The 24,450-nt window shown below is 62.7% G+C and carries 20 protein-coding genes; 11 read left to right on the top strand and 9 right to left on the bottom strand.

The annotated features are described in order from the left end of the window. Position 1 precedes the first annotated feature (1 nt). A complete protein-coding gene (locus GH983_RS07315) occupies positions 2-1,486 on the top strand; it encodes a ferric reductase-like transmembrane domain-containing protein (protein WP_069041564.1) in 1,485 nt (494 codons plus the stop codon). An 8-nt stretch (positions 1,487-1,494) separates the two neighbouring features. On the opposite strand, the gene GH983_RS07320 is transcribed toward GH983_RS07315, so the two are convergent. After that, positions 1,495-1,893 (bottom strand): lysozyme inhibitor LprI family protein, encoded by a 399-nt coding sequence (locus GH983_RS07320; protein ID WP_246727522.1) that lies wholly within the window; start codon positions 1,891-1,893, stop codon positions 1,495-1,497. Positions 1,894-2,037: 144 nt separating this feature from the next. Here GH983_RS07320 and GH983_RS07325 point away from each other — a divergent pair, with 144 nt between their 5' ends. The 5 genes from GH983_RS07325 to GH983_RS07345 all read left to right on the top strand — a co-directional run bounded on the left by GH983_RS07325 (position 2,038) and on the right by GH983_RS07345 (position 8,936). Further along, positions 2,038-3,150, top strand: a complete 1,113-nt coding sequence (locus tag GH983_RS07325; RefSeq protein WP_150127401.1) for a serine hydrolase — start codon at positions 2,038-2,040, stop codon at positions 3,148-3,150. 106 nt (positions 3,151-3,256) lie between these two features. After that, positions 3,257-4,663, top strand: coding sequence for a DegQ family serine endoprotease (locus GH983_RS07330; protein WP_069041563.1), 1,407 nt, complete (start codon positions 3,257-3,259; stop codon positions 4,661-4,663). After that, a complete protein-coding gene (locus GH983_RS07335; protein ID WP_153762036.1) occupies positions 4,660-5,970 on the top strand; it encodes a replication-associated recombination protein A in 1,311 nt (436 codons plus the stop codon). The genes GH983_RS07330 and GH983_RS07335 overlap by 4 nt, the downstream gene beginning before the upstream one ends. 82 nt (positions 5,971-6,052) lie before the next feature. Beyond that, complete coding sequence (locus GH983_RS07340; RefSeq protein WP_153762037.1) at positions 6,053-7,534, top strand: diguanylate cyclase domain-containing protein; 1,482 nt, start codon at positions 6,053-6,055, stop codon at positions 7,532-7,534. After that, positions 7,524-8,936, top strand: coding sequence for an FAD-dependent oxidoreductase (locus GH983_RS07345; RefSeq protein ID WP_194842796.1), 1,413 nt, complete (start codon positions 7,524-7,526; stop codon positions 8,934-8,936). The genes GH983_RS07340 and GH983_RS07345 overlap by 11 nt, the downstream gene beginning before the upstream one ends. 32 nt (positions 8,937-8,968) lie before the next feature. Here GH983_RS07345 and GH983_RS07350 read toward each other — a convergent pair whose 3' ends face one another. From GH983_RS07350 to GH983_RS07365, 4 genes are all read right to left on the bottom strand, one after another. Continuing rightward, entirely contained in the window at positions 8,969-9,280 is a 312-nt protein-coding gene (locus tag GH983_RS07350; protein ID WP_054150997.1) for a DUF1883 domain-containing protein, read from the bottom strand. 222 nt (positions 9,281-9,502) lie between these two features. Continuing rightward, complete coding sequence (locus tag GH983_RS07355) at positions 9,503-9,742, bottom strand: DUF378 domain-containing protein (RefSeq protein WP_054150998.1); 240 nt, start codon at positions 9,740-9,742, stop codon at positions 9,503-9,505. 1,454 nt (positions 9,743-11,196) lie between these two features. Next, positions 11,197-11,907, bottom strand: coding sequence for a hypothetical protein (locus GH983_RS07360; RefSeq protein WP_153762039.1), 711 nt, complete (start codon positions 11,905-11,907; stop codon positions 11,197-11,199). Positions 11,908-11,923: 16 nt separating this feature from the next. Beyond that, the gene (locus GH983_RS07365) at positions 11,924-15,706 is read right to left on the bottom strand and encodes a vitamin B12-dependent ribonucleotide reductase (protein WP_153762040.1); all 3,783 of its coding nucleotides are present in this window, start codon (positions 15,704-15,706) and stop codon (positions 11,924-11,926) included. An 846-nt stretch (positions 15,707-16,552) separates the two neighbouring features. Here GH983_RS07365 and GH983_RS07370 point away from each other — a divergent pair. Further along, complete coding sequence (locus tag GH983_RS07370) at positions 16,553-18,463, top strand: methyl-accepting chemotaxis protein (protein WP_153762041.1); 1,911 nt, start codon at positions 16,553-16,555, stop codon at positions 18,461-18,463. 164 nt (positions 18,464-18,627) lie between these two features. Continuing rightward, positions 18,628-19,257 carry an NAD(P)H-binding protein gene (locus GH983_RS07375; RefSeq protein ID WP_153762042.1) on the top strand — a complete coding sequence of 210 codons (630 nt, stop codon included), beginning with the start codon at positions 18,628-18,630 and terminating at the stop codon, positions 19,255-19,257. A 26-nt stretch (positions 19,258-19,283) separates the two neighbouring features. Here GH983_RS07375 and GH983_RS07380 read toward each other — a convergent pair whose 3' ends face one another. Further along, the gene (locus GH983_RS07380) at positions 19,284-20,111 is read right to left on the bottom strand and encodes a DUF1206 domain-containing protein (protein WP_153762043.1); all 828 of its coding nucleotides are present in this window, start codon (positions 20,109-20,111) and stop codon (positions 19,284-19,286) included. Between the two features lie 142 nt (positions 20,112-20,253). Between GH983_RS07380 and GH983_RS07385 the strand changes: the two genes are divergently transcribed. The 3 genes from GH983_RS07385 to GH983_RS07395 all read left to right on the top strand — a co-directional run bounded on the left by GH983_RS07385 (position 20,254) and on the right by GH983_RS07395 (position 21,392). Beyond that, entirely contained in the window at positions 20,254-20,424 is a 171-nt protein-coding gene (locus tag GH983_RS07385) for a hypothetical protein (RefSeq protein ID WP_153762044.1), read from the top strand. Positions 20,425-20,493: 69 nt separating this feature from the next. After that, positions 20,494-20,856, top strand: coding sequence for a helix-turn-helix transcriptional regulator (locus GH983_RS07390; protein WP_069041555.1), 363 nt, complete (start codon positions 20,494-20,496; stop codon positions 20,854-20,856). Then, positions 20,853-21,392 carry an SRPBCC family protein gene (locus GH983_RS07395; RefSeq protein ID WP_371418443.1) on the top strand — a complete coding sequence of 180 codons (540 nt, stop codon included), beginning with the start codon at positions 20,853-20,855 and terminating at the stop codon, positions 21,390-21,392. Before GH983_RS07390 ends, GH983_RS07395 begins: the two co-directional genes overlap by 4 nt. Positions 21,393-21,473: 81 nt before the next feature. Here GH983_RS07395 and GH983_RS07400 read toward each other — a convergent pair whose 3' ends face one another. The 3 genes from GH983_RS07400 to gpt form a co-directional block, all read right to left on the bottom strand. After that, a complete protein-coding gene (locus GH983_RS07400) occupies positions 21,474-23,153 on the bottom strand; it encodes a sorbosone dehydrogenase family protein (protein WP_153762046.1) in 1,680 nt (559 codons plus the stop codon). Beyond that, the gene (locus GH983_RS07405; protein ID WP_054150098.1) at positions 23,150-23,590 is read right to left on the bottom strand and encodes a DUF2231 domain-containing protein; all 441 of its coding nucleotides are present in this window, start codon (positions 23,588-23,590) and stop codon (positions 23,150-23,152) included. The genes GH983_RS07400 and GH983_RS07405 overlap by 4 nt, the downstream gene beginning before the upstream one ends. A 196-nt stretch (positions 23,591-23,786) precedes the next feature. After that, complete coding sequence (gene gpt, locus GH983_RS07410; RefSeq protein WP_054150099.1) at positions 23,787-24,284, bottom strand: xanthine phosphoribosyltransferase; 498 nt, start codon at positions 24,282-24,284, stop codon at positions 23,787-23,789. Positions 24,285-24,450: the final 166 nt, after the last annotated feature.

Below are 24,450 nucleotides of genomic sequence, written 5' to 3' on the forward strand. Positions count from 1 at the left end.
CATGACCGAAACCGTGACGCCTGACATCGCCACCATGTCGCAACGCTCCGCCCGCCGCTTGCCCCGTCTGCCGGCCAGCCTTCTGGCAGCCCTTTATCTCGGGCTATGCACCCTGCCACTTGCTCTCTCCCTGATGACGGATGTTTCGCCGCACGATCCGCTGGAGCGACTGGCCGCCGGCCTCGGCATGGTCGGACTGGCTGCCATGGCCGTGCAGTTTGTGACCTCCGGCCGTTTCGAAGTAGTCTCCGGCCGTCTCGGCATCGACAAGATCATGGCCTTTCACAAGCTTGCCGCCTGGTGGATCCTTCTGGCCATCGTCCTTCATCCTCTGGCCTATGTCGCTCCGACCTGGCTTGAGGATCCCAACCTCGGTACGGAGCGTCTGGTCGCATACCTGACCCAGCCGCATTATCGCTCTGGCGTGGTTGCCTGGGCAGCCCTGATCCTCCTGGTCCTGTCGTCAGTGTTGCGCAACCGTCTGCCCTGGCGTTACGAAGTCTGGCGGGGAACGCATCTCGTTCTCGGCACAGTGGCAACCGCCGGCGGGCTGCTCCATGCCATTTCCACGGGCCGATTTGCAGCGAGGGGGCCTCTGGAGATCTACTGGTTCCTGATCGCCGCCACGATTCTTGCTGTGCTTGCGATCCTCTATGGTTATCGCTGGCTCAATCTGCATCGCAAGCCGTGGCGGCTTCGGTCTGTCACGCGCCGCGCCGATCGTCTGTGGGAGCTCGACATCCAGCCCGCCGACAACACTCCGACGCTCGATTATCATGCCGGCCAGTTCGTCTGGATGACGGAAGGCCGAAGGCGCTTCCCGCTGTTTGATCATCCGTTTTCGATCGCCGACAGCCCGACTCGTCCGGGCTTGAGCCTGATCATCAAGGAGGTCGGCGATTTCACCCGTCGCATCGGCAATCTGCAACCCGGCACCCCCATCGGCATTGACGGGCCCTATGGCGAATTCGCCATGGAGGCACATCCAGGCGATGCCGTCCTCCTTATCGCCGGTGGTGTCGGGATTGCGCCCATCATCGGCATGCTGAGGGATCTGACCGCACGGCGCGACAAGCGGCCCATCCGGCTCGCCTATGCTGTGGGAACGCCAAGCAATTTCGCCTGTCTGGACGAAATAGCCGCTGCCGGTGCTGCGCTCGACTTGGAAGTCGTGTTGATCAGTGAGGATTCGCCGCCCGGCTACGAGGGTGCGGTCGGTCGGCTCGATCATGCCCGGCTGAAGGATCTCCTTGTCGGGATCGAGCCGCGCAGCTGTGTCGCAATGATGTGTGGCCCCGGCGGCATGGTTACGGCTGTGTCCGACACCTTGCTTGATCTCGGCCTTCCGATGAAGAACGTGGTCTACGAGCGGTTCGACTACGCCGGAGGAGCGACCTCGCGCCAAGATCGTCGTCGGAGCCTCGTCTTTGGCAGCGTCGCGGCACTGCTGGCTGCTGTCCTGTGGCTGTATTATTTCGCCACTTAGGCAATATGCTAATTGACTTTCTGGATGGGCGGCACGCCCTCGATGAGGCTCAGCACTTCGCCCACGCCATTGCGCAGCTCTGCCATGCGGCTGGCATAGGCGGCGGCCAGACAGTCGAGGTTCGCCTCACATGCTCGGCGCTTTTCCAGCCATTCGATTTGTGAGGCTTCCAACGCGCCACGGCTGCCCATCGGCAAGACTTCGCGCAACAGTTCGAACGTCGTCACCATGCGCACATCCATGTCGTTGAGGTCGATGTTCTGGCAGATCGCCGCCTCGTCGGGCGCAAGGCCAGGCGTACGGCAATCGAAACTGGCGGCCTGGAGCGGTTGGGGAAGGGCGATCAACAGGGCGCTGGCCAGCGTGAAGGCGGCAAGGGTGGATATAACTGGGCGGGTTCGGGACATGGTCGGTCTCCTTTCCTGATAACAGGGCAACGGTTGCCGCGTGGAGAACGTTCCGCGCGACGTCTCTTGCAAATCCGTCACGATCCGGTGAGATCTTGGCTGCTCAGGCTTCCCTCACGCGCGATGCTCACTACCTTGGGACACATGCAGAGAAGAACATTCCTTTCCATCCTCGGCGCCTCCGGTGCTGTCTCCGTCATCTCCGGCCGACACGCCTTGGCACAAACCGCCGCGCCGGAGGCCGGGCCCACGGTTGAGCCGTCGCCTGCGACAACGCCGGCCACAGCAGCCCCGGCCACAGCAGCCCCCTTGGATCTCGATGCTTTGCGACCACGAATCGCTAATCTGCTGGAGGAGGCGCGCCGCCTGGAGACGCTGGAAACGGTGATCGTCACGCGCAATGGGGAGACGCTCGCCGAGCGCGCCTATGGCAACAACTCGCTGACAGGTTCGACCAACATCAAGTCGGCGTCGAAATGCGTCGTCTCCGCGCTGGTCGGTATCGCCATCGACAAGGGGCTTCTGGAAGGCGTTGACCAGCGCATCGAAACTGTCTTGCGCTCGGAGTTTCCCGCCGATCCCGATCCCCGCCTGTCACAGATCACGATCGGCCACCTGCTCTCGATGCGCGCTGGCCTTGATCGCATGTCCGGCCCCAATTATGGCCGCTGGGTCGCGAGCCGGAACTGGACCCGTTTCGCGCTCGCCGCCGATTTCGTCGGGGAGCCCGGCGGCGGCATGCTCTATTCGACCGCGTCCACCCACCTCCTCTCCGTCATCCTCACCAAGGTCTCCGGCAAGCCGACGCTGGCGCTCGCCCGTGAATGGCTGGAGCCGCTTGAAGGTTTCCGCATCGGCTCCTGGCACCGCGACCCGCAGGGCTACTATCTCGGCGGCAATCAGATGGCGATGACGCCGCGGTCGCTCCACGCCTTCGGCGAACTGTATCGACGCGGTGGCGTCACCGAGGACGGTACACGGCTGATCTCGGAAGAATGGATCCGCGAAAGCTGGATCCGCCGCACCAACTCCGTTTTCAACGGCGATGGCTATGGCTACGCCTGGTTCCTCAAGGAAATGGCCGGCGAGCAGGTGAACTATGCCTGGGGCTATGGCGGCCAGATGCTCTACATCACACCGAGCCTTGGTGTAACCGTCACCATGACATCGAATGAGAGCGCCCCATCGGCACGCACCGGCTACCGGGACGAGCTTCACGGCCTCATGACACGCATCATCGAAACCGTCAGCACTTGAGGCCGACGCGCGTTATCCCCATCTGCGATACACCTTCCTTGGTTCTGCCTATTTGACGGCGCACGAACCGGGTCTAGAACGTCCATATCGCATGAAGGATCTTCGAATGCCGCGCTTCGACTGCCTCAAACCTGTTGCCGTCATCATCGCCCTGATCGCGCCTGTCGCATCGCCGGCGCTTGCCCAGGACAAGGCGGTGCCGCAAAGCCAGATCGAGATGCAGCTCTCCTTCGCGCCTCTGGTCAAGCAGGCGCGGGGCGCCGTCGTCAACGTCTATGCCGAGCGCCTCGTTCAGACCCGCTCCAGCCTGTTTGCCGGCGACCCCTTCTTCGAACAGTTCTTCGGCCAGCGCATGCCGAACCGCACGGAGAAGCAGTCTTCGCTCGGCTCCGGCGTCATCGTCGAGGCGGATGGCGTCGTCGTCACCAACAACCACGTCATTGATGGCGCCGACGATATCAAGGTGGCGCTCGCTGACGGCCGCGAGTTTCCGGTCAAGGTTGTGCTGAAGGACGACCGGCTCGATCTCGCGGTTTTGAAATTCGAGACCAACGAGGCCATGCCGACGCTGCCGATCGGCAATTCCGATGCGACCGAGGTCGGCGATCTCGTGCTGGCCATCGGCAACCCCTTTGGTGTCGGCCAGACGGTGACTTCGGGCATCGTTTCGGCGCTCGCCAGAAACCAGGTGACGGAAGGCGATTTCGGTTTCTTCATCCAGACCGATGCCGCGATCAATCCCGGTAACTCCGGTGGCGCGCTGGTCAACATGAATGGCGAACTGATCGGCATCAACACGGCGATCTTCTCGCGCGGCGGCGGCTCCAACGGCGTCGGCTTCGCCATTCCCGCTAATCTCGTTCGCGTCTTCCTCGATGCAGCCGACCGCGGCGATGCCTCCTTCGAGCGCCCCTATATCGGCGCAAGTTTCGAGCCTGTCACCTCCGACGTTGCCGAAGCACTCGGGCTGAAGACCGTGCGCGGCGCGCTCGTGGTGAGCGTGGTCGAAGGCGGCCCGGCGGAAAAGGCGGGCTTGAAACCCGGCCAGGTCATCACCGCCGTCAATGGCATCCCCGTCGAGCATCCCGATGCCCTGGGGTACCGCCTGTCCACAGCCGGTCTTGGCAAACGGGCCGAACTGACGATCCAGCAGGACGGCGCGCAGGAAACCATGGCGCTTCAACTTGCCTCCGCGCCTGAAACCCGCCCGCGTGATATCCAGCTGATCGAAGGCCGCAGCCCCTTTGCCGGCATCCGTGCCGGCAATCTGTCGCCGCGTCTTGCCTCTGAGCTGAAGATGCCCTCCGACGTAACCGGCGTTGTCGTCACCGAAGTCTTGCGCGGTTCTCCATCCGCCCGGCTCGGCTTTGCACCGCGCGATATTGTCGTCTCGGTCAATGGCGAGGCGATCAATTCGGTTGATGACCTGCAAACCATGGCCGAAAGCGATCCCGGTTTCTGGCGCGTCGAGATCGAGCGTGGCGGTCAGCGCATCCGGCAGATCTTCCGATGAGTGATCTCTTTGCGCCGCAGATGTCGAAGGAAATGGCCGAGCGCCGTCCGCTCGCCGATCGTCTGCGGCCGAAAAGCCTGAGTGAAGTCACGGGCCAGGAGCACCTGACCGGCGAGGATGGCGTGCTCGCCCGCATGATCGCCTCCGGCTCGCTCGGTTCGATGATCTTCTGGGGGCCGCCGGGTACCGGCAAGACCACCGTCGCCCGGCTCCTGTCCGGCGAGGCGGGGCTTGCCTTCGAGCAGATCTCGGCAATCTTTTCCGGCGTCGCCGACCTCAAGAAAGTTTTCGAAAGTGCCCGCCTGCGCCGCATGGAAGGCCGCCAGACGCTGCTCTTCGTCGACGAGATCCACCGTTTCAATCGCGCCCAGCAGGACAGTTTCCTACCCGTCATGGAGGATGGCACCGTCATACTGGTCGGTGCCACGACGGAAAATCCGAGCTTCGAACTGAACGCCGCTCTCCTGTCGCGCGCCCGTGTCCTGACCTTCAAAAGCCATGATGCCGAAAGCATCGAGACGCTTTTGAAACGCGCCGAGGAAACCGAAGCCAAGCCGCTGCCGCTGGATGACGAGGCCCGCCAGGCCCTCATCCGCATGGCCGATGGTGACGGCCGTGCCTCGCTCACCTTGGCCGAGGAAGTCTGGCGCGCCGCCCGTCCGGATGAGGTCTTCGACACCGAGGGCCTCGGCCGCATCGTCCAGCGCCGCGCGCCCGTCTACGACAAGGGTCAGGACGGCCATTACAATCTGATCTCGGCCCTCCACAAGGCCGTCCGCGGCTCGGATCCGGATGCGGCACTCTATTATCTCTGCCGGATGTTCGATGCCGGGGAAGACCCGCTTTATCTCGGCCGCCGCCTGGTCCGCATGGCCGTCGAGGATATCGGTCTTGCGGATCCGCAGGCGCTTGTCGTCTGCAATGCCGCCAAGGACGCCTATGACTATCTGGGCTCCCCGGAAGGTGAGCTGGCGCTGGCGCAGGCTTGCGTCTATCTCGCGACCGCCCCGAAGTCGAACGGCGTCTATGTCGCCTACAAGGCCGCCATGCGCGCCGCCAAGGAGCACGGCTCGCTTCTGCCGCCCAAGCATATCCTGAACGCCCCGACCAAGCTGATGAAGGCGGAAGGCTATAACGAAGGCTATCTCTACGACCATGATCAGCCGGATGCCTTTTCCGGCCAGGACTATTTCCCCGAGAAAATGGGCCGCAAGACCTTCTACGATCCGCCGGAACGCGGCTTCGAGCGGGAGATCAAGAAGCGTCTCGACTGGTGGGCGAAGCTTCGCCGCGAGCGAGGCGGCTGAAACAGACTTGCTTATCGTCATTTCAGCTTAAGCCGAATTTAAGCGCTGTGCTCTAGGCTCCTGGTCGAACAGGGGATAGTGCATGGCGAAAGAGATGGATGGATGGCACATGCAGGGCGCGACCGTCGCGCCGCGTTTTGGCCTGCCGGCCATGGTCAAGCTGTTCTCTATTGTGCTCATCACGCTTTCAGCTCTGTCGCTGCTCTTCATCGGCTATATCGCCTCACGCAAGGCCGACGATATCGCTGCCAAAAAGCAGATCGTACTGCTGGAGAATGTGCTGCGCGATCGCCAGAGCCTGCTGGCGCGCGACCAGCTGGGTCTGGCGCGCTGGGATCGCTCGGTCAAATACATCACCCTCAAATTCCACGCCTCCTACGTCATCGAGGAATTCGTCTCTTCGCTCTGGTACGATTTTGGCCATGAGCGCAGTTTCCTGATCGGCCCTGATGGCCGTGTCTTGATGTCGGCCTGGCAGGACGAGGTGGATCTGACCGCCCGCGATCTCAAGCCCGGCGATGACCTGAGGGCAATTGCCGAACTCGCGCTGACCCGCCACCATGCGCATCGCACCACGATCGACGGCGGTTTCGGCCAGCGGCCGGTGCCGGCATCGCAGGTCCATGCCATCGCGGCTTTCGGCTTTGCCGAAGTCGAGGGAGAGGTCATGCTGGCGACCGCCATGGCGATCGTGCCCGATGACGGCGAGGTGGCGCTGCCGGAAGGCGATCCGGTCATCCTGGTTTCCGCCCGTCCGATCGATGCCGATCTGGTGGCGGACCTCAACTCGCAACTCGAATATGAATACCTGCAGTTCAACCGCAATGGCGACGGCTTGCTGACGGTGAAAAGCGCCGATGGTCAGGCACTCGGCAGTTTCGACTTCACGCTGTTCAAGCCGGGTGCCGATATCTGGACCATCGTCGTTCCCGCCGTCGTCTTGCTCTGCGGCCTCATGTTCGCCGCAAGCTTCGTGCTCGGCCGCTATATCGGCCGGCTGTCGGAGCGTCTGGAGGAGAGCGAGTGGCGCAATCGCGAGCTCGCCCATCGGGATGCGCTCTCGGGCCTTGCCAATCGCCTCTGCTTCGACAAGGCGCTGAACGAGGCCGCGGATCGGCTGGCCCATGCGCCGTTTGCGGTGATCGCCTGTGATCTCGACCGCTTCAAGGCCGTCAACGATCTCCATGGCCACGGCGCCGGCGACGAGGTCATCCGCGTGGTGGCCGAGCGGCTCCGCGAGGCCGTTGGTGAAAACGGTCTGGTCGGCCGGGTCGGCGGCGACGAATTCGTCATCCTCGTCCATGCGTTCCGCGACAGGGCGCGCTTGTCGATGCTCGCCCAGTCGATCATCGCCTCGGTCTCCCGGTCGATCACGCTCTCGACCGGACCGGAGGTCGATGTCGGCATCAGCCTTGGCATCGCCACGGCGCCGGAAGACGGCGCTTCGGCCCGTGCCATCATGTCGAACGCCGATCGCGCCCTCTATGCCTCCAAGCAGGGCGGTCGTGGCCGCGCCTTCTTTGCCGAGGACCTGCCCCCCGGGGAGGCGGTGCATGCGGCCTGACCTGCGTCGACGCCGCCTGTTGCTGTTGCTCACGGCTTCAACACTGTATTCCGCACCGCTTGCACGCCGGGCGCTCGCCGAGGCCGCGCGGCCCTCAATCGGTGGCACACAGGCGCCGGCATCCGATGCCGGCAAGGGGCTGAAGGTCGTGGTTGTCGGCGCGGGCATGGCCGGCCTTTCTGCCGCCGCAACGCTGGTTGCAGCCGGTGCCGAAGTCGTTGTTCTCGAGGCCAGTGACCGGATCGGTGGCCGAATCTTCACCGACCGCAGCCTCGGTGTGCCGGTCGAGCAGGGTGCCAATTTCATCCACGGTTTCAACGGCAATCCCGTCGCGGCGCTCGCCTCCAAGGCAGGTGGCATGCCCTTCTTTGTCGACGAGGAGCAGTCCGCCGTCCTGCTTTCGGGCGGCGAGGAGCCCGAGGATTTCGAGATCGATGATCTCTGGGAGGAGATCGAGCGCATCGAGGAAAAGGCGGCCGAGGAAGCCGATGGTGATGCCGCACTCTCGCTCCTCGACATCATCGAACTGCTCGACCCTGCACTCTTGCAGGAGCCGATCGGCAACTGGGGCCTCACCGACATGTGGGAGAACGAGCTCGGTGCGCCGCTCTCGGCGATTTCGGCGCTGCATTTCAATTCCGGCGAGGTCTATCCGGGTCCGGACGCCGTGTTGCTCCAGGGCTATGATCTCCTGCCGCGCCATCTTGCCGACGGTCTCGACATCAGGCTGGGCGAGGCGGTCCGCCACGTCCGCCATGCGGGTGACACCGTGACCGTGGAGACCGCGACGGCACGGTTCGAGGCGGATCACTGTGTGGTTGCGGTGCCTCTCGGCGTGCTGAAGGCTGGCGCCATCGCCTTCGATCCGCCGCTGCCGCCGGAACATCAGGCCGCGATTGCCGCCATCGGCTTCGGCAATCTCGCCAAGGTCTCCGTGCTGTTCGACAGGGTCTTCTGGCCGACGGACCTGCATTATCTCGGTTATGCCGGCAAGGAGCGTGGCCGCTTTGCCGACATGCTCAGCCTGGTGCCGATCCACGACGCCCCGGTGCTCACGCTGATGGCGAGCGGCGATTACGCCGACAAGGTGGATGCCATGGACGAGGCGGCCCTGCGCGCCGATGTGACGGCGGTGCTGCGCGACATGTTCGGGCAGGCGGTGCCGGCACCTGAAGCCATCACCCGCCACGCCTGGTCGACCGACCCTCTGGCGCTGGGGACCTATTCCTATCCTGCCGTCGGGGCGAGGCCTGGGGATCACGATGTCCTGGCGGGACCGGCTTCAGGCCGACTGCTGCTTGCCGGCGAGCATACCAGCCGCGACCATTTCGGCACGGTGCATGGCGCGCTGGAAAGCGGCCAACGCGCCGCCTTAGCCGTTCTCAAGCGCGGCAGGGGCTGACGGTCAAGGTTTGGCGGAAGGGGATGGAGGCCTTACGAGGCCTTCTGCTTCGGCTGCACGGCCGGGGCCGCGATCATCTTGACCTTGGATTCGGCCAGTCCGTGATGGCCCTCCATGTCGACGATCAAGTGCCAGTGGCCGCTCTCGGGAATAACGATATTGATCGGCGATTTCTTCGCCACGCCACCGAGGAACTTGAAGTCCAGCGTTTCCTTGAACCGCTGGAAATTTGTCGGCGTCATCAGCCGCACATTGTTCACGGCCGACAGCGTCACCTCGATGATCGTTCCGGCGCGCTGTTCTTTCAGGTCGTAATGGGTGAAGCGGAAGGTCGGTTTGGACATTTCGCTCGGGTCTCCGTCCAGTCTTTTAATCTATCATAATGTACCGCAAGGCCGTTAAGGAAGCGTTGGCCGGGCGCTGCCGAAGGACGGGGCAGGGCGGACTTTTTTGGGACGCGGGGTTCATCGGAATGAAAGGTGCCATCCGAACGAAAACAGGGCCGGCGTGGCTGGCCCTGTGAGTTGCAGCCTGAAATGGGGCTGCAATCCGGAAGATGGCTTCAATCAGCGATGACCGCCGATATTGGCTTCTGCCCGCGTCTCGCCGACCTGCATGGCCTTGGCGAAGGGGACGATCTGCCAGAGGGCCGACAGGCCGACCAGAACGTAAACGATCGTGGCAAGTGCCGTATCCTGACCGCCGAACAGGGTGGCGACGAGGTCGAAATCGGCCAGCCCGACGAGCAGCCAGTTGACGCCGCCGACGATGACGAGCAGCAGGGTGACGAGGTTGAGTGCGCGCATGATGTTCTCTCCTTGGCTGTTGCAAGGGGCTAACAGTTTCAATTGCAATTGGTTCCGGTGTCCTGCTTCTCGCCCCACGGGGCCCACGGGGACTGCGGGCGGTTGAACGCCCTCATGCTGAGGTGCCCGCGTGAAGCGCGGGCCTCGAAGCATTCCTCTGAATTGATGTACCGGCGGCCTCGCCCTTCGAGGCCCTGATGTGTCGGGCACCCCAGGGTGAGGGTGATCTGTCGATGTCAAAAACCCCAAGCTTCGCCGCCGGTCGGGATCAACTCCCTCCGGGTGGTTTGAAACTTGTCCTCGGGCTTGACCCGAGGGATCGGACGAGGCGCCAGAAGCAACCTGTCTAAGTAGTTTTATGTGGCTCCTTCCGGCGCCTCGTTCGGCGTTTTTTCCCGCTGCATGCGTCTCTCTGGCAAGGCGGCGACGGGCGTCGTGACCGAAGTCCGACGTTCGACCGGGCGCGGGTCCGGCTGAGACAGAGTCCTCCGAAGAGTGTTCTGCCAGAGCCTGGCCGGTAGCCCGGGAGGTTCCCGCCGGATGGTGCACCATGCCGACCGGGACCCTCGCCCGGGGGATGATCGTCCGGCCATTCGCGACCTCACCATCATCCCCGCCGTTTTGTCGGCCCCGCCGTCTGGTAATGTTCGCGACGACGTGGGCGCCTTGTCTGTGTGCCTCTAAGGCACGTCCTTCCGATCGGGGTATCCGGTGACGAGAGCATCCGACCCGTCACCTTCGTTACCAGCCCCACGTCCAGAGGGAGACCGTTGCAGCGGGCCGGGGATTTGGATCTGCGACAACCCTCCACCCCGGCGCCGGCCCCGCCTCGCCTGACATCGCATCGTCAGGTGTATCCGAGGGCGGGACGGGGATTAGGGTAAAACAGGGAAAATGGTGGGGGATGAAAAAACTTTGTTGTTTTGATTTTGTTGGGGGATTTTCGGAATTCATCCCCCTCTTTTCGGGAAATGGGGCGCGGACGGCGGCTTTCCTCTTCTCCCCAGCGGGGAGAAGGTGGCGCGCAAGCGCCGGATGAGGGGGCGGCGCAGCCGAATGCCGGCGGGCCAAGAATAGTGAGGAACCCTCAACCGCTGTACCATCTTGCCTTGCGCTTCGCGCCCCCCTCATCTGGTCCTTTGGACCATCTTCTCCCCGCTGGGGAGAAGCGGGAGCGAACCGCCGGGCGCAACGCCCATCTCCCCCTTGGTGGGGGAGAAAGCGATTTCGATGAATTAGGCGAGCGCAAGCCGCCTAAACATCAGAAATCGCAAGTGAGGGGATCGGTTATGTCGTGCCCCCAGCACCGATCCCCTCTCCAGGAAAATCTGAAGTTTAGACGGCTTGCGCTCGCCTAAGCCTTCGATTTTCCGTCCTCCCCCGCTTTGGGGGAGGTAAGGAGCCATTTCTGACTAGTTTAAGGGATCTGAAGTCGACTCTTGACCTTTGAGGTATCATCGTTGCGGTTCAGGCGCGGATATCCCGTTCCACGCCAACTGGAACCGCTGACATTCTGCGGGGAGAATCTCCTCAACCGATGTCTGGAAGATTGCGCAATAGGCGTCGCCGCAAGCATCGGTTACATGCCATGTAATGTGGGCAAGCTCTCGATAGGTAGTAAGATAGAGACCTTCGTTGAGATGGGGGCCCGTCTGAAATCTTTCACCGTCATGATGCGCGATTATCGATGTGGCCGAAGGGTGGGTTCCATAGTCGGAAAACAATCTAAATCTTTGGTCTAGATAGGAAAGTTTTTCGTTCAGCGTCGGCCTAAGGCTCTTCCTCAGGGCTTTTGGGCCAAATTTGTTTGACTGATCTTGGCCATTCAATGATCTCCAAACCCTTATGTCTTGCGGAGCGATGGAGAAATGAAGAGCCAACATGCCGATTTCACAAAGATCACGGAGTAGGCTTGCGGCTTGGACGAAGTACCCGCAGTCGAGAAGTTTCATTGCTGCACCGAGATCATTAGCAACGCGGAAACCGAGTTGTGAAACGGCGAGATAGTCCGCATGATTCTGCTGATCCCCTCTAGGAACATCCTGAAACAGGAGAGCTTTTCGTATTAGCTCCTCTGAAGCTGCCAAGACTTCAAGTTGGGGTGAAAGCGAAGAGGCGAGCCTTCGATGGCCCGCCTCCACAGAGCTTGTGTCAAAGATGCTCATCGAGCGCCGCAGCCAATCAGCTGCACCCGCTCGTAGCGCCACACGTGTCGCACTTCTCGCAGGTGCCGTTCCGCACCATCGTGAAGTTCTGGCATTCCGAGCACATGTTGCCCGTATAGCCCTGGGCAATCGAGCGCATGCGGCGCGATGCCTCGAGCTTCTTGGCGTCGGCCTTGGCGGCGGCTGCCTCGTCAGCGGCGGCGTCGGTGAAGACGCTTTCGGAGGCGATCTCCTCGGCGAGTTCCACGGCACGTTCCTCGTAGTCGCGCTTGAAGGAAACGACCTCAGAGGTGGCGATCGCGGTCGTCACTTCCAGCTTGCGGGCAGTGGCGCCCGAAGAGGAGAAGGCGGTGACGGTGGCCGAGGCCTTGGCGGGGGCGGCGGTTGCTGCACCCTTGGGTTCAGCCCCTGCCGCAGCCGGCATGTGGCTCGAGACGAGCGTCGGCTTGTAACCGCGGGTCAGGCCCTTGGAGACGACATCCGCCTTGCCTTCCTTCATGCCGCGGCCAAGCGCCGTGGTCGAGAAGTCCGAGGTGTCGACATGCGCGAGGTCGTGGCGACCGAGATAGGAGATCGCCAGTTCGCGGAAGACGTAGTCGAGGATCGACGTCGCATTCTTGATCGCGTCGTTGCCGGTGACCATGCCGGCCGGCTCGAACTTGGTGAAGGTGAAGGCGTCGACATATTCCTCGAGCGGCACGCCATATTGCAGGCCGAGCGAGACGGAGATGGCGAAGTTGTTGATGAAGGCGCGGAGAGCCGAGCCTTCCTTGTTCATGTCAAGGAAGATTTCGCCAAGACGGCCGTCGTCATATTCGCCGGTGCGCAGGAAGATGGTGTGACCACCGATCTTGGCCTTCTGGGTGTAACCCTTGCGGCGGGTCGGCAGCTTTTCCTGCTCGCGCACGACACGATCGACGATACGCTCGACGATGCGTTCCGTGATGGTGACCGCCTGGGCCGCCATCGGCTGCTGCAGCAGTTCGTCGACGCCGTCCTCGTCATCCTCGTCCTCGATCAGCGAGGCATTGAGCGGCTGGGAGAGCTTCGAGCCGTCGCGGTAAAGCGCGTTGGCCTTCAGCGCCAGCTTCCAGGACAGCATGTAGGCGGAGCCGCAATCTTCGACCGTGGCTTCGTTCGGCATGTTGATCGTCTTGGAGATCGCGCCCGAGATGAACGGCTGGGCCGCTGCCATCATGCGGATGTGGGATTCGACCGAGAGATAACGCTTGCCGATCTTGCCGCACGGATTGGCGCAATCGAAGACGGGCAGGTGCTCCTTCTTGAGGAAGGGGGCGCCTTCCAGCGTCATCGCACCGCAGACATGGATGTTGGCGGCCTCGATGTCCTTCTTCGAGAAGCCCATGTGGTCGAGCAGGTTGAAGCTCATGTCGGCGAGCTGCTCGTCGGAGACCTTGAGGGTCTCTTTCAGGAAGTCGGCGCCGAGCGTCCACTGGTTGAAGACGAACTTGATGTCGAAGGCGGCCTTCAGCGCGCCGTTGACGGCTTCGATCTTCTCGTCGGTGAAGCCCTTGGCCTTGAGCGTCGAGGGGTTGATAGCAGGCGCCTGGTTCAGGTTGCCATGGCCGACGGCATAGGCGTCGATTTCGGCGATCTGGCTTTCCGAATAGCCGAGAGAGCGCAGCGCTTCCGGAACGGCAGCGTTGATGATCTTGAAGTAGCCGCCACCGGCGAGCTTCTTGAACTTCACGAGCGCGAAGTCGGGCTCGATGCCTGTCGTGTCGCAGTCCATGACTAGACCGATCGTGCCTGTTGGCGCGATGACCGAGACCTGGGCATTGCGGTAGCCATGCTTTTCGCCGAGCGCCAAAGCCTTGTCCCAGGCAGCCGTGGCATGGGCGATGAGGGCCGGATCCGTGCATTCGGCATGGACCAGCGGGACCGGGTTGACGGAGAGGCCTTCATAGCCGTCCGACAGGCCGAGTGCTGCGCGGCGATGGTTGCGGATGACGCGCAGCATGTTGTCGCGGTTCGGCGCAAATCCCGGGAAGGGGCCGAGTTCCGAGGCCATTTCGGCTGACGTCGCATAGGAGACGCCGGTCATGATGGCGGTGAGCGCACCGGCGATGGCACGGCCTTCGGCGCTATCATACGGGATGCCCGAGGACATCAGCAGGCCGCCGATATTGGCGTAGCCGAGGCCGAGCGTGCGGTATTCATAGGAGCGTTCGGCGATCTGGCGCGACGGGAACTGCGCCATCATGACCGAGACTTCGAGCACGACGGTCCACAGACGAACGGCATGTTCGTAGTCGGCGATGTCGATGTTCTTGGTCTTCTGATCCTTGAAGCGGAGCAGGTTCAGCGAAGCCAGGTTGCAGGCCGTGTCGTCGAGGAACATGTATTCCGAGCACGGGTTCGACGCGCGGATCGGGCCGGCTGCCGGCGAGGTGTGCCAGTCATTCATCGTCGTGTTGAAGTGCAGGCCAGGATCTGCCGATGCCCAGGCGGCATAGGAGATCTTGTCCCAGAGGTCGCGGGCCTTCAGCGTCTTCATCACCTTGCCGTCCTTGCGGGCGGTCAGGTTCCAGTCGCCATCATTCTCGACGGCGCGCAGGAAGTCGTCCTTCAGCGAGACCGAGTTGTTGGAGTTCTGGCCCGACACGGTGAGATAGGCTTCCGAATCCCAGTCCGTGTCATAGGTCTTGAAGTCGAGATCCTTGTAGCCCTGCTGGGCGAACTGGATGACGCGCTTGATGTAGTTTTCCGGAACCTGGTCCTTCTTCGCGGCCTTGATTTCGCGCTTGAGGGCAGGGTTCTCGTTCGGGTCGAAGCAGGCGCCGTTGTCAGCCTCGCAGTTGACGCAGGCCTTCATGATCGCCTTCAGATGCTTGGCGACGACCTTGGAACCGGTGACGAGAGCGGCAACCTTCTGCTCTTCCTTCACCTTCCAGTCGATATAGGCTTCGATATCCGGATGGTCGATGTCAACAACGACCATCTTGGCCGCACGACGCGTGGTGCCACCGGACTTGATGGCGCCCGCTGCACGGTCGCCGATCTTCAGGAAGGACATGAGGCCGGACGAGCGACCGCCGCCGGACAGCTTTTCGCCTTCGCCGCGCAGATAGGAGAAGTTGGAGCCGGTGCCGGAGCCGTACTTGAAGAGGCGGGCTTCGCGGACCCAGAGGTCCATGATGCCGCCTTCGTTGACGAGATCGTCCTCGACGGACTGGATGAAGCAGGCATGCGGCTGCGGGTGCTCATAGGCCGACTTGGACTTGACGAGCTTGCCGGTGAAGGGGTCGACATAGAAATGGCCCTGGCCGGGGCCGTCGATGCCATAGGCCCAGTGCAGGCCGGTGTTGAACCACTGCGGCGAATTCGGTGCGACGCGCTGGGTGGCGAGCATATAGGCAAGCTCGTCCTTGAAGGCGGCAGCGTCTTCTTCGGAGGAGAAATACTTGCCCTTCCAGCCCCAATAGGCCCAGGTGCCGGCCAGGCGATCGAAGACCTGGCGAGCATCGGTTTCCGAGCCATAACGCTCGTTCTCGGGGAGGGCAGCGAGTGCCTTTTCATCGGCAACCGAGCGCCAGAGGAAGGAAGGAACATCGTTCTCCTCAACCTTCTTCAGCACCTTCGGCACGCCGGCCTTGCGGAAATACTTCTGGGCGAGAATGTCCGCCGCCACCTGGCTGAACTGGGCGGGGACGTCGATGTCGGCAAGACGAAATACGATTGAGCCGTCGGGGTTCTTGATTTCGCTGATGGCCTTGCGGAACTCGATCTCCGCGTAAGCGGACTGTCCCGGTTTGGTGAAGCGACGTTCAATGCGCATCTGCCTGTGTCCCTCGATCTAGGGCGCCGGAAATCGGCGCGAGAAATTTCGTTCGGTCGCACGGTGGGCCGCGCAGCCGTTCACTGGTTCGTCCGTCAGGTGATTCATCCGGAGATGAGTGCACCCTCTATCTTGTGGTGATGGTGGCTGCAAATACTAAATATAGTTTTACCACACAATTGCCGCCAGACCCAGACCCCCTGTCCGGCGGTCAAAAATCGCACAAATTTCCTGCCGCGGAGGGCGTCGTCAGAACGCCGTTCCACCTCAAAGAAAGCCGCCACAATGTTTGATGAAACCCGGCCTCGTTAATGCCCGGTCCAGTCGCCGCCGCAACAGGGTCCATTAACATCGTCCCGACTGATTCCGTCAAGGGGTGGTCTGTGAAGGAAATGTTAACGCTATATCTTGTGGTGTTGGATTGTGGATAACGGGCAAAAGAGCGAAGTCACGGGAATGAAAGGGCTTTCTCGGACGATGTGATGCGAGCGGCCCCGCATGTCGCTCCGTCAACCAGATGTCACGGGATAAAATTCGTGCCGAAATGAGCCGCCGGGGCAAACGGCGCCCCGCATTTGGGGGCTTTCGCGAAAGGCTGCACCTGTTGCTCAAAAACCTGGGGATTAGGCGTGCCAAGAATTTGCTCATTGACACGCTGCATCGCCCGCCCCGTCCGCGCCCCGCGGGGAGGGGCCTAAAAATCATCTGCGTCTTTCCTGTATTGCGCAGCAACGAAATTGCAACATGTGACGCTTAGAAGAGGTGCAGACGTATGGAATGAGCTCCATGCCCGGCCGGTCAGGGCCGCCTGCCAGGATGGCGGGTTCGCACGGAGTGAGATTTTCCATGAGTATTGCCAATCTTTCCATTCTGAAGAAGGTCAGCCTTGTCGTCGTCCTGATGGGCGTGGCGGCTGCCGCTATTGCAGCCGTCGGCGCAAGCGGTCTCTCCTCGCTGGGCGCGGCCCTCAAGGATACCGGTGCCCGTGAGGAGGTGGCCCGCGAGGCCATGGACCTGCGCGTCGACATCATCGCCATTTCGCGCATGACCTACCAGCTGGCGCTGGCGCCTGATAAGGCGGCAGATTTCGCGGCCGAAACCGACAAGCGTGCCGCCGAGATGCTCGCACGCCTGCCGAAGATCGCGACCACCGCAAGCCCGGCCGAAGCCCAGATCCTTGATCGCACCAAGCAGGCGCTGGATGCCTATTTCAACCAGATCCGCGCCATGGTGGCCGTCGCCGCCACGCCGGCTGGTCAGGATCTCGCCGTCATGAAGGCCGAGCTCGCCAAGGCGCTCGAGGCGCAGAAGACAGTGACATCAGTCGTCAAGGAATATTCGACCTCGTCGGCCGAGAGCCTGACAGGTTCGCGTGAAAACGCGCTGGCCGCCTCTGGCTTCACCATGCTGGTCCAGATCGTCACCGCCGCCGTCTGCATTCTCGCAGGCGTCGCGATCAGCTTCCTGCTTGCCCGCCGCGGCATCGTCAACCCGATCCGCAGCCTGACCGCCGTCATGACGGAAATGGCCTCCGGCAAGCTCGGCAACGCGATTGCCGGTACCGAGCGCAAGGATGAGATCGGCGAGATGGCGCGTGCGCTCGAAGTCTTCCGAACCAATGAAGCGCAGATGCGTGCCATGGAAGCGCAGGAAGCGGCCCTCCACGCCCAGAGCCGTGACCTGCAAACCTCGATCAGCGATATCGTCGCCGCTGCCGCTGCCGGCGACTTCTCAAAGCGCATCTCCAAGACCTATGAGGATGCGGACCTGCAGCGCTTTGCAGCCTCGGTCAACGAGCTGGTCGAAAGCGTCGATCGCGGCGTGACCGAAGTGCGCCGCGTCATTGCAGCGCTTGCCGATGCTGACCTCACGCATGACATGCAGGGCCAGTTCCAGGGCGCCTTTGCCGAACTGCAGGGCAACGTCAACCAGACCATGGCCGTTCTGCGCCAGACCATGCAGAACATCCTGAGCGCTGCTGGCACCATCACCGGCAATTCCGGCGAGCTGTCGTCGGCCGCCAACCAGCTCGCCCGCCGCACCGAGCAGCAGGCTGCTTCGCTGGAAGAGACCGCCGCAGCGCTTGAGGAAATCACCACAACGGTCAAGACCTCGACCCAGCGCGCCAAGGAAGCCTCTCACATGGTCGACGAGACCAAGTCGAGCGCTGGCAAGTCGGGCGATATCGTTCGCAACGCGATCGACGCCATGGGCCGCATCGAGCAGTCCTCGCAGAAGATCAGCCAGATCATCTCCGTGATCGACGAGATCGCCTTCCAGACCAACCTCTTGGCGCTGAACGCAGGCGTCGAAGCTGCGCGCGCCGGTGAAGCCGGTCGTGGTTTCGCCGTCGTCGCCCAAGAAGTGCGTGAACTGGCCCAGCGCTCGGCGAATGCTGCGAAGGAGATCAAGACCCTGATCAACACCTCGGCCGAGGAAGTGAAGGGCGGCGTGTCGCTCGTTCTGTCCACCGGCGAGGCGCTGAAGGAAATCGAATCGCTGGTCAACCGCGTCAACGATCACGTCGTGACGATTGCCCGTGCTGCCGAAGAGCAGTCGGCAGCGCTCGGCGAGATCAACACCTCGGTCAACCACATGGACCAGATGACCCAGCAGAACGCCGCCATGGTCGAAGAGACAACGGCCGCCAGCCAGGTTCTCGCCAGCGAAGCCCGCCAGCTGCAGGCGCAGCTCGCCCGCTTCAAGCTGGAAGGTGGCGCATCGGCCGGCTCGGCCGGCTATCGCACGGCCGCCTGAGAAATTTCGGGAAATCGCTAACTAGTTAAATGCAGAAGCGCCGCAGCAATGCGGCGCTTCTTTCGTTTGTGTGATGGAACGGGCAGTCTTGGCATGCATTGAGGCCTGCAATGCGCCTTGGCACTGGCCTTGAGGCGAGACATCGGAATGAAGGAGACGGGATCATGCATCTGTTGCTGTTGGGCGCCACCGGACTTGTCGGCAGTCATGTCCTCAACCTGGCGCTCGCCGACCCACGCGTATCGGCGGTAACCGCCCCGACCCGCCGGCCGCTGCCGGAACGAGCTGGCTTTTCGGCGCCGGTGGTGGATTTCGACAATCTTCCGCAGGATCCGTCGATCTGGGCCGTCGATGCGGTGATCTGTGCTCTCGGCACAACGCTGAAGACGGCCGGATCACGCGAGCGCTTCCGTCAGGTCGACCACGACTATCCTCTGGAGATTGCAAGGCTGGCCAAGGCCCATGGCGCGCGAACCTTCGTTCTCAATTCGGCAAAGGGAGCGGATGTGACGTCGCTCTTTTTCTACAGTCGGGTCAAGGGAGAGACGGAGCGTGATATCCTTCAGCTCGGCTTCGAATGGACCGTGCTGGTTCGTCCCGGGCTCATCGATGGTCCGCGCCAAGAGCCACGGCCGATGGAGCAGTGGGCGGGCAGGGTACTGTCGATCCTGGATCCGATCCTGCCGCCCTCCATCAAGCCGAACCCGCCGCACGCGATCGCCCGCGCCATGCTCGATGCCGCCGTGTCGACGACATCGGGGGTGACCATCGTGCCATCGCAGGCTCTGCTGTGACGGCACGCAAGACACCTTCTCAAAGGTCAGTTCGTGCCACCGATCGGTAGATGACGGCGCAGGTCGCCGGCCTCCGGCGCATTGATGTGCCGGTAGCGGGCCTCCACGAAGTTGTAGACACCGAAGGCGGCGAGGCCGACTGCGACCACGGCATAGATGATGCCGCCGAAGGGCAGGCTCTGCACCCAGGCCAGAGCGTCGGCCATGCCGCCGGCCTGGTCAGGATCAACAGTGAAAGCGGCATAGAGGAAGAAGACCCCGATGATGCCGAAGACCAGGCCGCGCGCGACGAGCCCGTAGATCGAAATCAGCACGGCCGGCGAGTTCTTCTCTGCGTCGAGGTCGAGATAGCGGCCGAACTTGCGCCTGATACCTTTCAAGGCCGTGACGATACCGCCGATGACAAAGCCGATGCCGATGATACCGGCGAGATAGCGACCGAAAGGCTGGGCCATCACCCAGGCGGCCAGACCTTTCTCGCCGCCCGAGCCACCGCCACCGGACATTTGGAGTGCCATCAACAGGCTTGTCATCGCAAGACCCGCATAGGTGATCGCGCTGCCGAAAAGGGCGGCGCGGATCGCATAGCCCTTCATGTCATTGTCCTGCCCGTCGGCATTGGCGAGCGACTGGGCGAGACGCCAGACGACGAAGCCCGCAAGGCCGACGCCGATGAGGCCGATCCAGATCCGTCCGAACGGCTGTTGCAAGATTGTCTCCAGCGCCGAATTGGTGTCCGGCTTCGATCCGGCAAAGCTCGAAAACAGAGCAATGGCGGCAATCATCAGAAAAACGATGCCGCGCGCGCCATACCCGGCCCGTGCCATCAGTTGAAATTTCGACCGCGTGTTCATGGAAATCCTCTCCTGCTGTGAGGAAGAAACGGAGGAGGGCAGGCAGGGTTCCTTGCCTTCTTGCGTCAGCCCGTCGGACAGTCGTCGGAACCAAGGGATAGTCGACGGGTTACCTGCTGAGGTAACGACAAGGGAGACACTGATGGCGACGGAGCCAAGCGAAAACGGCAAAGGCACGGAGGTGCGACGGACCACCGATTACTCCGCGCAGTCAGACAGTGGCGCAAAACCCGGCTTTGCGCTCTCGGCATGGTCACTCGTCATTGGCGGCGGCTTCATTCTGCTGTTTGTCGCTGGGCTGCTACTCTTCTAGGGCTCCTAGATCATCCGTCATTAAACCAAGAGGTTGACAATCGAGTGATGTCCGCAGATATTCAACCACATGGTTGATATTGCGCAAAACCCCTTGGACATGATCTTTCACGCGCTGGGCGACGAAACGCGTCGGCGCATGCTGGCGGCCCTGTCGCAAGGAGAAAGGAGCGTCGGCGAACTGGCCGAGCCTTTTTCCATGTCGCTGGCCGCCGCCTCCAAACACATCAAGGTCCTGGAAGCCGCCGGCCTCATCCGCCGCGAGATCCGGGGCCGCACCCATCTCTGCCGATTGGATCCGGGACCGCTCGCCGGTGCCCACCAGTGGCTGAGCGCCTACGAGCACTTCTGGACCGGCCGGCTGGATGTCCTCGAACGGCTCCTCCACGCGGAGGATGCCGCATTTCCCCGACAGAAACCTGATGGAGAATGACGATGACGGAAAGACTGGACGTAAATCCCTATGGTCGACTGACCGAGCCCGCAACGCTGGTGATCGAACGGCTGTTGCCCGGACCCGCTTCGCGAATCTGGTCATACCTGACCGATGGCGAGATGCGGCGCAAATGGCTGGCGGCAGGCGCGATGGAAGCAAAGGCGGGCTCGACCTTTGAACTTGTATGGCGCAACGAGGAACTGACGGACCCGCCCGGGCATAGGCCGGAAGGGTTCGGTGAGGAGATGCGGATGACGAGCCGCGTGCTCGAGGTGCAGAAGGAGAAACGGCTCGTGTTCACCTGGGGCGAGAGTGGTGAGGTCGCCTTCGATCTGAAGGCGGACGGAGATGAGGTGCTCCTGACGATCACCCATCGCCGCATTTCTGATCGTGCCAATCTGCTCATGGTCGGTGCCGGCTGGCACATGCATCTCGACATTCTCAAGGCCAAGCTCGACGGCACGCGGGCGGAGCCGTTCTGGGATGGCTGGCTCAAGCTCAAGGACGAATACGATCGGCGTTTGCCCGCCTGACCACAGAAGTGAGCTCAATCAAATCGAAAGCCCTCCGCCTTATCGGCAGAGGGCTTTCTGGTCTTTCGAAGCCGCGAAAGGTCAGGGCTGAGCAGGCGCTGGCGTTGCATCCTGGACAGCACCTTCCGGTCCCGTTGCTGGCACATCCGTCTGGGGCGGTGTCGGAGGTGCGAGCGTGCCATCGCCAGTATTGGCCGGCGCATCCGGGGTTGGTGCTACCGCCGGATCTTCTAAGGTCGGCGGCGTGGAGGACGGCGTTGTGGCGTCCGGCGCAGGGGTGTCGCTGGCTGGTGTGCCCTCGGCCGGTGCGTTCGCCGGCGGTGTGCCTTCGACGGCTTCAGCCGCGGCAGCCTGTTCCGCGGCAACCGGAGAGCCCGGCGGCATTTCGTCCGTGCCGAGCGGTTCGGAAATCGCCGTCGCATTCTGCGCCGCGACGCGCCAGACCGTATTGCCGGCATCGTCGGCGACAAGCAGAGCGCCGGTGCCGTCGAAGCCGAGGCCGACGGGGCGGCCGCGTGCCTGTTCCTCGCCATTGAGGAAGCCGGTCACGACATCACGCGCCTCGCCTGCGGGTGCGCCGTTCTCGAAGGGCACGTAAAGCACCTTGTAGCCGTTGAACTGGTCGCGGTTCCAGCTGCCGCGATTGCCGACAAAGGCGCCGTTGGCAAAATCCTCAGGCATGGCCATGCCCATGGAGAAGGCGAGACCGAGCGCGGCGACATGGCTCGAGAGCGCATAGTCCGGCTTGATCGCCTGCTCGACCATGTCAGGCCGTGGCGGATGCAGGCGCGGATCGACATGCTGACCATAATAGCTCCACGGCCAGCCGTAAAAGCCGCGGTCCTGCACCGAGGTCATGTAGTCGGGCACGAGATTGGGGCCGAGTTCGTCGCGCTCGTTGACGACGGTCCAGAGCGCGCCGCTCTCCGGGTTGATCGTCAGGCCGTTCGGGTTGCGCAGGCCTGATGCATAGACGCGCGAGGCACCGGTTTCCCGGTCGATCTGCCAGATCGCGGCGCGGCCTTTCTCGGCCTCCAGACCGCGTTCGCCGGCATTCGAGTTCGAGCCGACCGAGGCGTAGAGGAAACGACCGTCGGGGCTGAGCGCCAGATCCTTGGTCCAGTGGTGATTGATCGGGCCGCCCGGCAAGGGGCTGAGCACGCGCGGTGGCGTGGTGATCGCGTTCTGCCCGAGTTGGTAGTCGTAAGCGAGCACCGCGTCGGCGGCCGCGACATAAAGCGTGTCGTCGGCGAAGGCGAGGCCGAAGGGCGAATTGAGATCGGTGAGCAGATCGTGCCGTTCATCGACTGTGCCGTCGCGGTCCGTGTCGCGCAGCAGGGTGATGAGGTTGGTCGGCTTGTCGCCGCCACCGCCACCCGATGCGATCGACATGATGAAGCCGCGAATGATGTCCTTCGGTCGCTCGACCGGCTTGCCGGGAGGTGCCTTGCTCTGCACGACAAGCACATCGCCATTCGGCAGCGTGTGCACCGTGCGCGGATTGACGAGATCCTTCGCATAGGCCGTGACCGTGAAGCCGTCGATGACGTCGGGTGTCTCGTCCGCACCCCAGCCAATGACCTCCGCGACCTTGAGGTCGGGCACAAGCGACTGGCTCGGTTCGGGCAGGACGGGGTCGGGGCCGATCTGGCTGGTGACGTCAAAATTGCCGTTGTCGTCGCTGCAGCCGGCAAGCGCCAGCGCCAGGACGGCGGTGGAGGCGAGGGCGGCGTGACGGAGCGTGAAGGTGGTGCGGGTCATGGTGTTCTCCAGGCGTCGGCGCTGCGCTGTTCGGCGGTGAGGTAGACGCAGGCGATCATCGCGATCACGGTGATCAGGGATGCGGCAAGACCGTAAGGTACGATCGCCGTCCAGCCGTCGCCGGCGTGGATGAAGCTGTTGATGAAGGCGAGCACCAGAACCGCGAGATAGGCCAGCACTGCAGGCCAGCTCGGGCGCAGGGCACGAGTTGCCGGGCGGGCGAGATCGACGAGGCCGGCCAGGATGGACAAGCCGCCGAAGATCAGGCCGAAGAACAAGAGCCAGTCGGAGAAGTTGCTCCACATCAGATGTGACGTCCGCCAGTAGAGGATGTCGGTGATCAGCGTCAGCGTGAAGCAGACGAAGGGGAAGGGGACGAATAGCGCCGAAGCCGGATAGGCGTTCGAGGCTGTCGGCGGCGAGTGGAGGGTGGCCATCAGTTGCTCTCTACCGTTGGGAGTGGAACATGAGAGCCATACGGCCGAGCGGCCGAATTGTTCCGTCCCATCACCAGGCGTGCGCAACAAGCGAGGCGTCTGGCCGAGATATTGGAGGGTAGGAGGGCTTTTGCCGGCCAAGAAAAAACCCGCCTGCGGGTGACAGGCGGGTTTGATGCTGGCGGCGGGGCTTGGATCAGCCCTTCGAGCCCTTGGCGATCGGCTCCTGATAGGTGAAGCCCATGTCCCAGGGGAAATAGATCCAGGTATCCTGGGACACTTCGGTAACGAAGGTGTCGATGGTCGGCACGCCCTTCGGCTTGGCATAGACGCAGGCGAAATGCGCCTTCGGCATCATTTCGCGCACTTCAAGTGCGGTCTTGCCGGTGTCTGTCAGATCGTCGACCACGAGCACGCCTTCGCCGCCATTGACCATCAGCTCGGCGGTAATGCCCTTCAGGAGGTTCATTTCGCCCTGGTTGACGTAGTCATGGTAGGAGGCGATGCAGACCGTCTCGATCAGGCGGATGTTGAGTTCGCGCGAGATGATCGCCGCGGGTACCAGGCCGCCGCGGGTGATGCAGACGATGGCGCGGAAGTCCTGGCCGAGGCCGGCGAGGCGCCAGGCGAGCGCCCGCGCATCGCGGTGGAACTGATCCCAGGAAACGGGAAAGGCTTTATCGGGGAGAGACATGCACGGGGCTCCGCTGGCTGGATGATATCGTCCGCGCCGGATTGCGGCGCCGTCGACCGGATCCTTTCAGGCGGACCGCCTTGCGCGGCCCCGAAACGCGTTTCGCGCGGCAGATACCGCGCGAACTTCGTCCCCTTAAAGGGTTCCAGTCTTTGGCCGTTGCTAT

Origin of the sequence: Agrobacterium sp. MA01, assembly GCF_009650195.1 — a bacterium.
GTDB lineage: Bacteria > Pseudomonadota > Alphaproteobacteria > Rhizobiales > Rhizobiaceae > Allorhizobium.

What these genes read in the sequence shown, in the direction of transcription:
- GH983_RS07355 (WP_054150998.1), bottom strand. Translation starts at nt 9,742, where the DNA reads ATGCGCGCACTCAACCTCGTCACCCTGCTGCTCGTCATCGTCGGCGGC.
- GH983_RS07335 (WP_153762036.1), top strand. Translation starts at nt 4,660, where the DNA reads ATGAGTGATCTCTTTGCGCCGCAGATGTCGAAGGAAATGGCCGAGCGC.
- GH983_RS07330 (WP_069041563.1), top strand. Translation starts at nt 3,257, where the DNA reads ATGCCGCGCTTCGACTGCCTCAAACCTGTTGCCGTCATCATCGCCCTG.
- GH983_RS07345 (WP_194842796.1), top strand. Translation starts at nt 7,524, where the DNA reads ATGCGGCCTGACCTGCGTCGACGCCGCCTGTTGCTGTTGCTCACGGCT.
- GH983_RS07370 (WP_153762041.1), top strand. Translation starts at nt 16,553, where the DNA reads ATGAGTATTGCCAATCTTTCCATTCTGAAGAAGGTCAGCCTTGTCGTC.
- GH983_RS07385 (WP_153762044.1), top strand. Translation starts at nt 20,254, where the DNA reads ATGGCGACGGAGCCAAGCGAAAACGGCAAAGGCACGGAGGTGCGACGG.
- GH983_RS07350 (WP_054150997.1), bottom strand. Translation starts at nt 9,280, where the DNA reads ATGTCCAAACCGACCTTCCGCTTCACCCATTACGACCTGAAAGAACAG.
- GH983_RS07400 (WP_153762046.1), bottom strand. Translation starts at nt 23,153, where the DNA reads ATGACCCGCACCACCTTCACGCTCCGTCACGCCGCCCTCGCCTCCACC.
- GH983_RS07365 (WP_153762040.1), bottom strand. Translation starts at nt 15,706, where the DNA reads ATGCGCATTGAACGTCGCTTCACCAAACCGGGACAGTCCGCTTACGCG.
- gpt (WP_054150099.1), bottom strand. Translation starts at nt 24,284, where the DNA reads ATGTCTCTCCCCGATAAAGCCTTTCCCGTTTCCTGGGATCAGTTCCAC.
- GH983_RS07340 (WP_153762037.1), top strand. Translation starts at nt 6,053, where the DNA reads ATGGCGAAAGAGATGGATGGATGGCACATGCAGGGCGCGACCGTCGCG.
- GH983_RS07320 (WP_246727522.1), bottom strand. Translation starts at nt 1,893, where the DNA reads ATGTCCCGAACCCGCCCAGTTATATCCACCCTTGCCGCCTTCACGCTG.
- GH983_RS07395 (WP_371418443.1), top strand. Translation starts at nt 20,853, where the DNA reads ATGACGATGACGGAAAGACTGGACGTAAATCCCTATGGTCGACTGACC.
- GH983_RS07390 (WP_069041555.1), top strand. Translation starts at nt 20,494, where the DNA reads ATGGTTGATATTGCGCAAAACCCCTTGGACATGATCTTTCACGCGCTG.
- GH983_RS07315 (WP_069041564.1), top strand. Translation starts at nt 2, where the DNA reads ATGACCGAAACCGTGACGCCTGACATCGCCACCATGTCGCAACGCTCC.
- GH983_RS07360 (WP_153762039.1), bottom strand. Translation starts at nt 11,907, where the DNA reads ATGAGCATCTTTGACACAAGCTCTGTGGAGGCGGGCCATCGAAGGCTC.
- GH983_RS07405 (WP_054150098.1), bottom strand. Translation starts at nt 23,590, where the DNA reads ATGGCCACCCTCCACTCGCCGCCGACAGCCTCGAACGCCTATCCGGCT.
- GH983_RS07375 (WP_153762042.1), top strand. Translation starts at nt 18,628, where the DNA reads ATGCATCTGTTGCTGTTGGGCGCCACCGGACTTGTCGGCAGTCATGTC.
- GH983_RS07325 (WP_150127401.1), top strand. Translation starts at nt 2,038, where the DNA reads ATGCAGAGAAGAACATTCCTTTCCATCCTCGGCGCCTCCGGTGCTGTC.
- GH983_RS07380 (WP_153762043.1), bottom strand. Translation starts at nt 20,111, where the DNA reads ATGAACACGCGGTCGAAATTTCAACTGATGGCACGGGCCGGGTATGGC.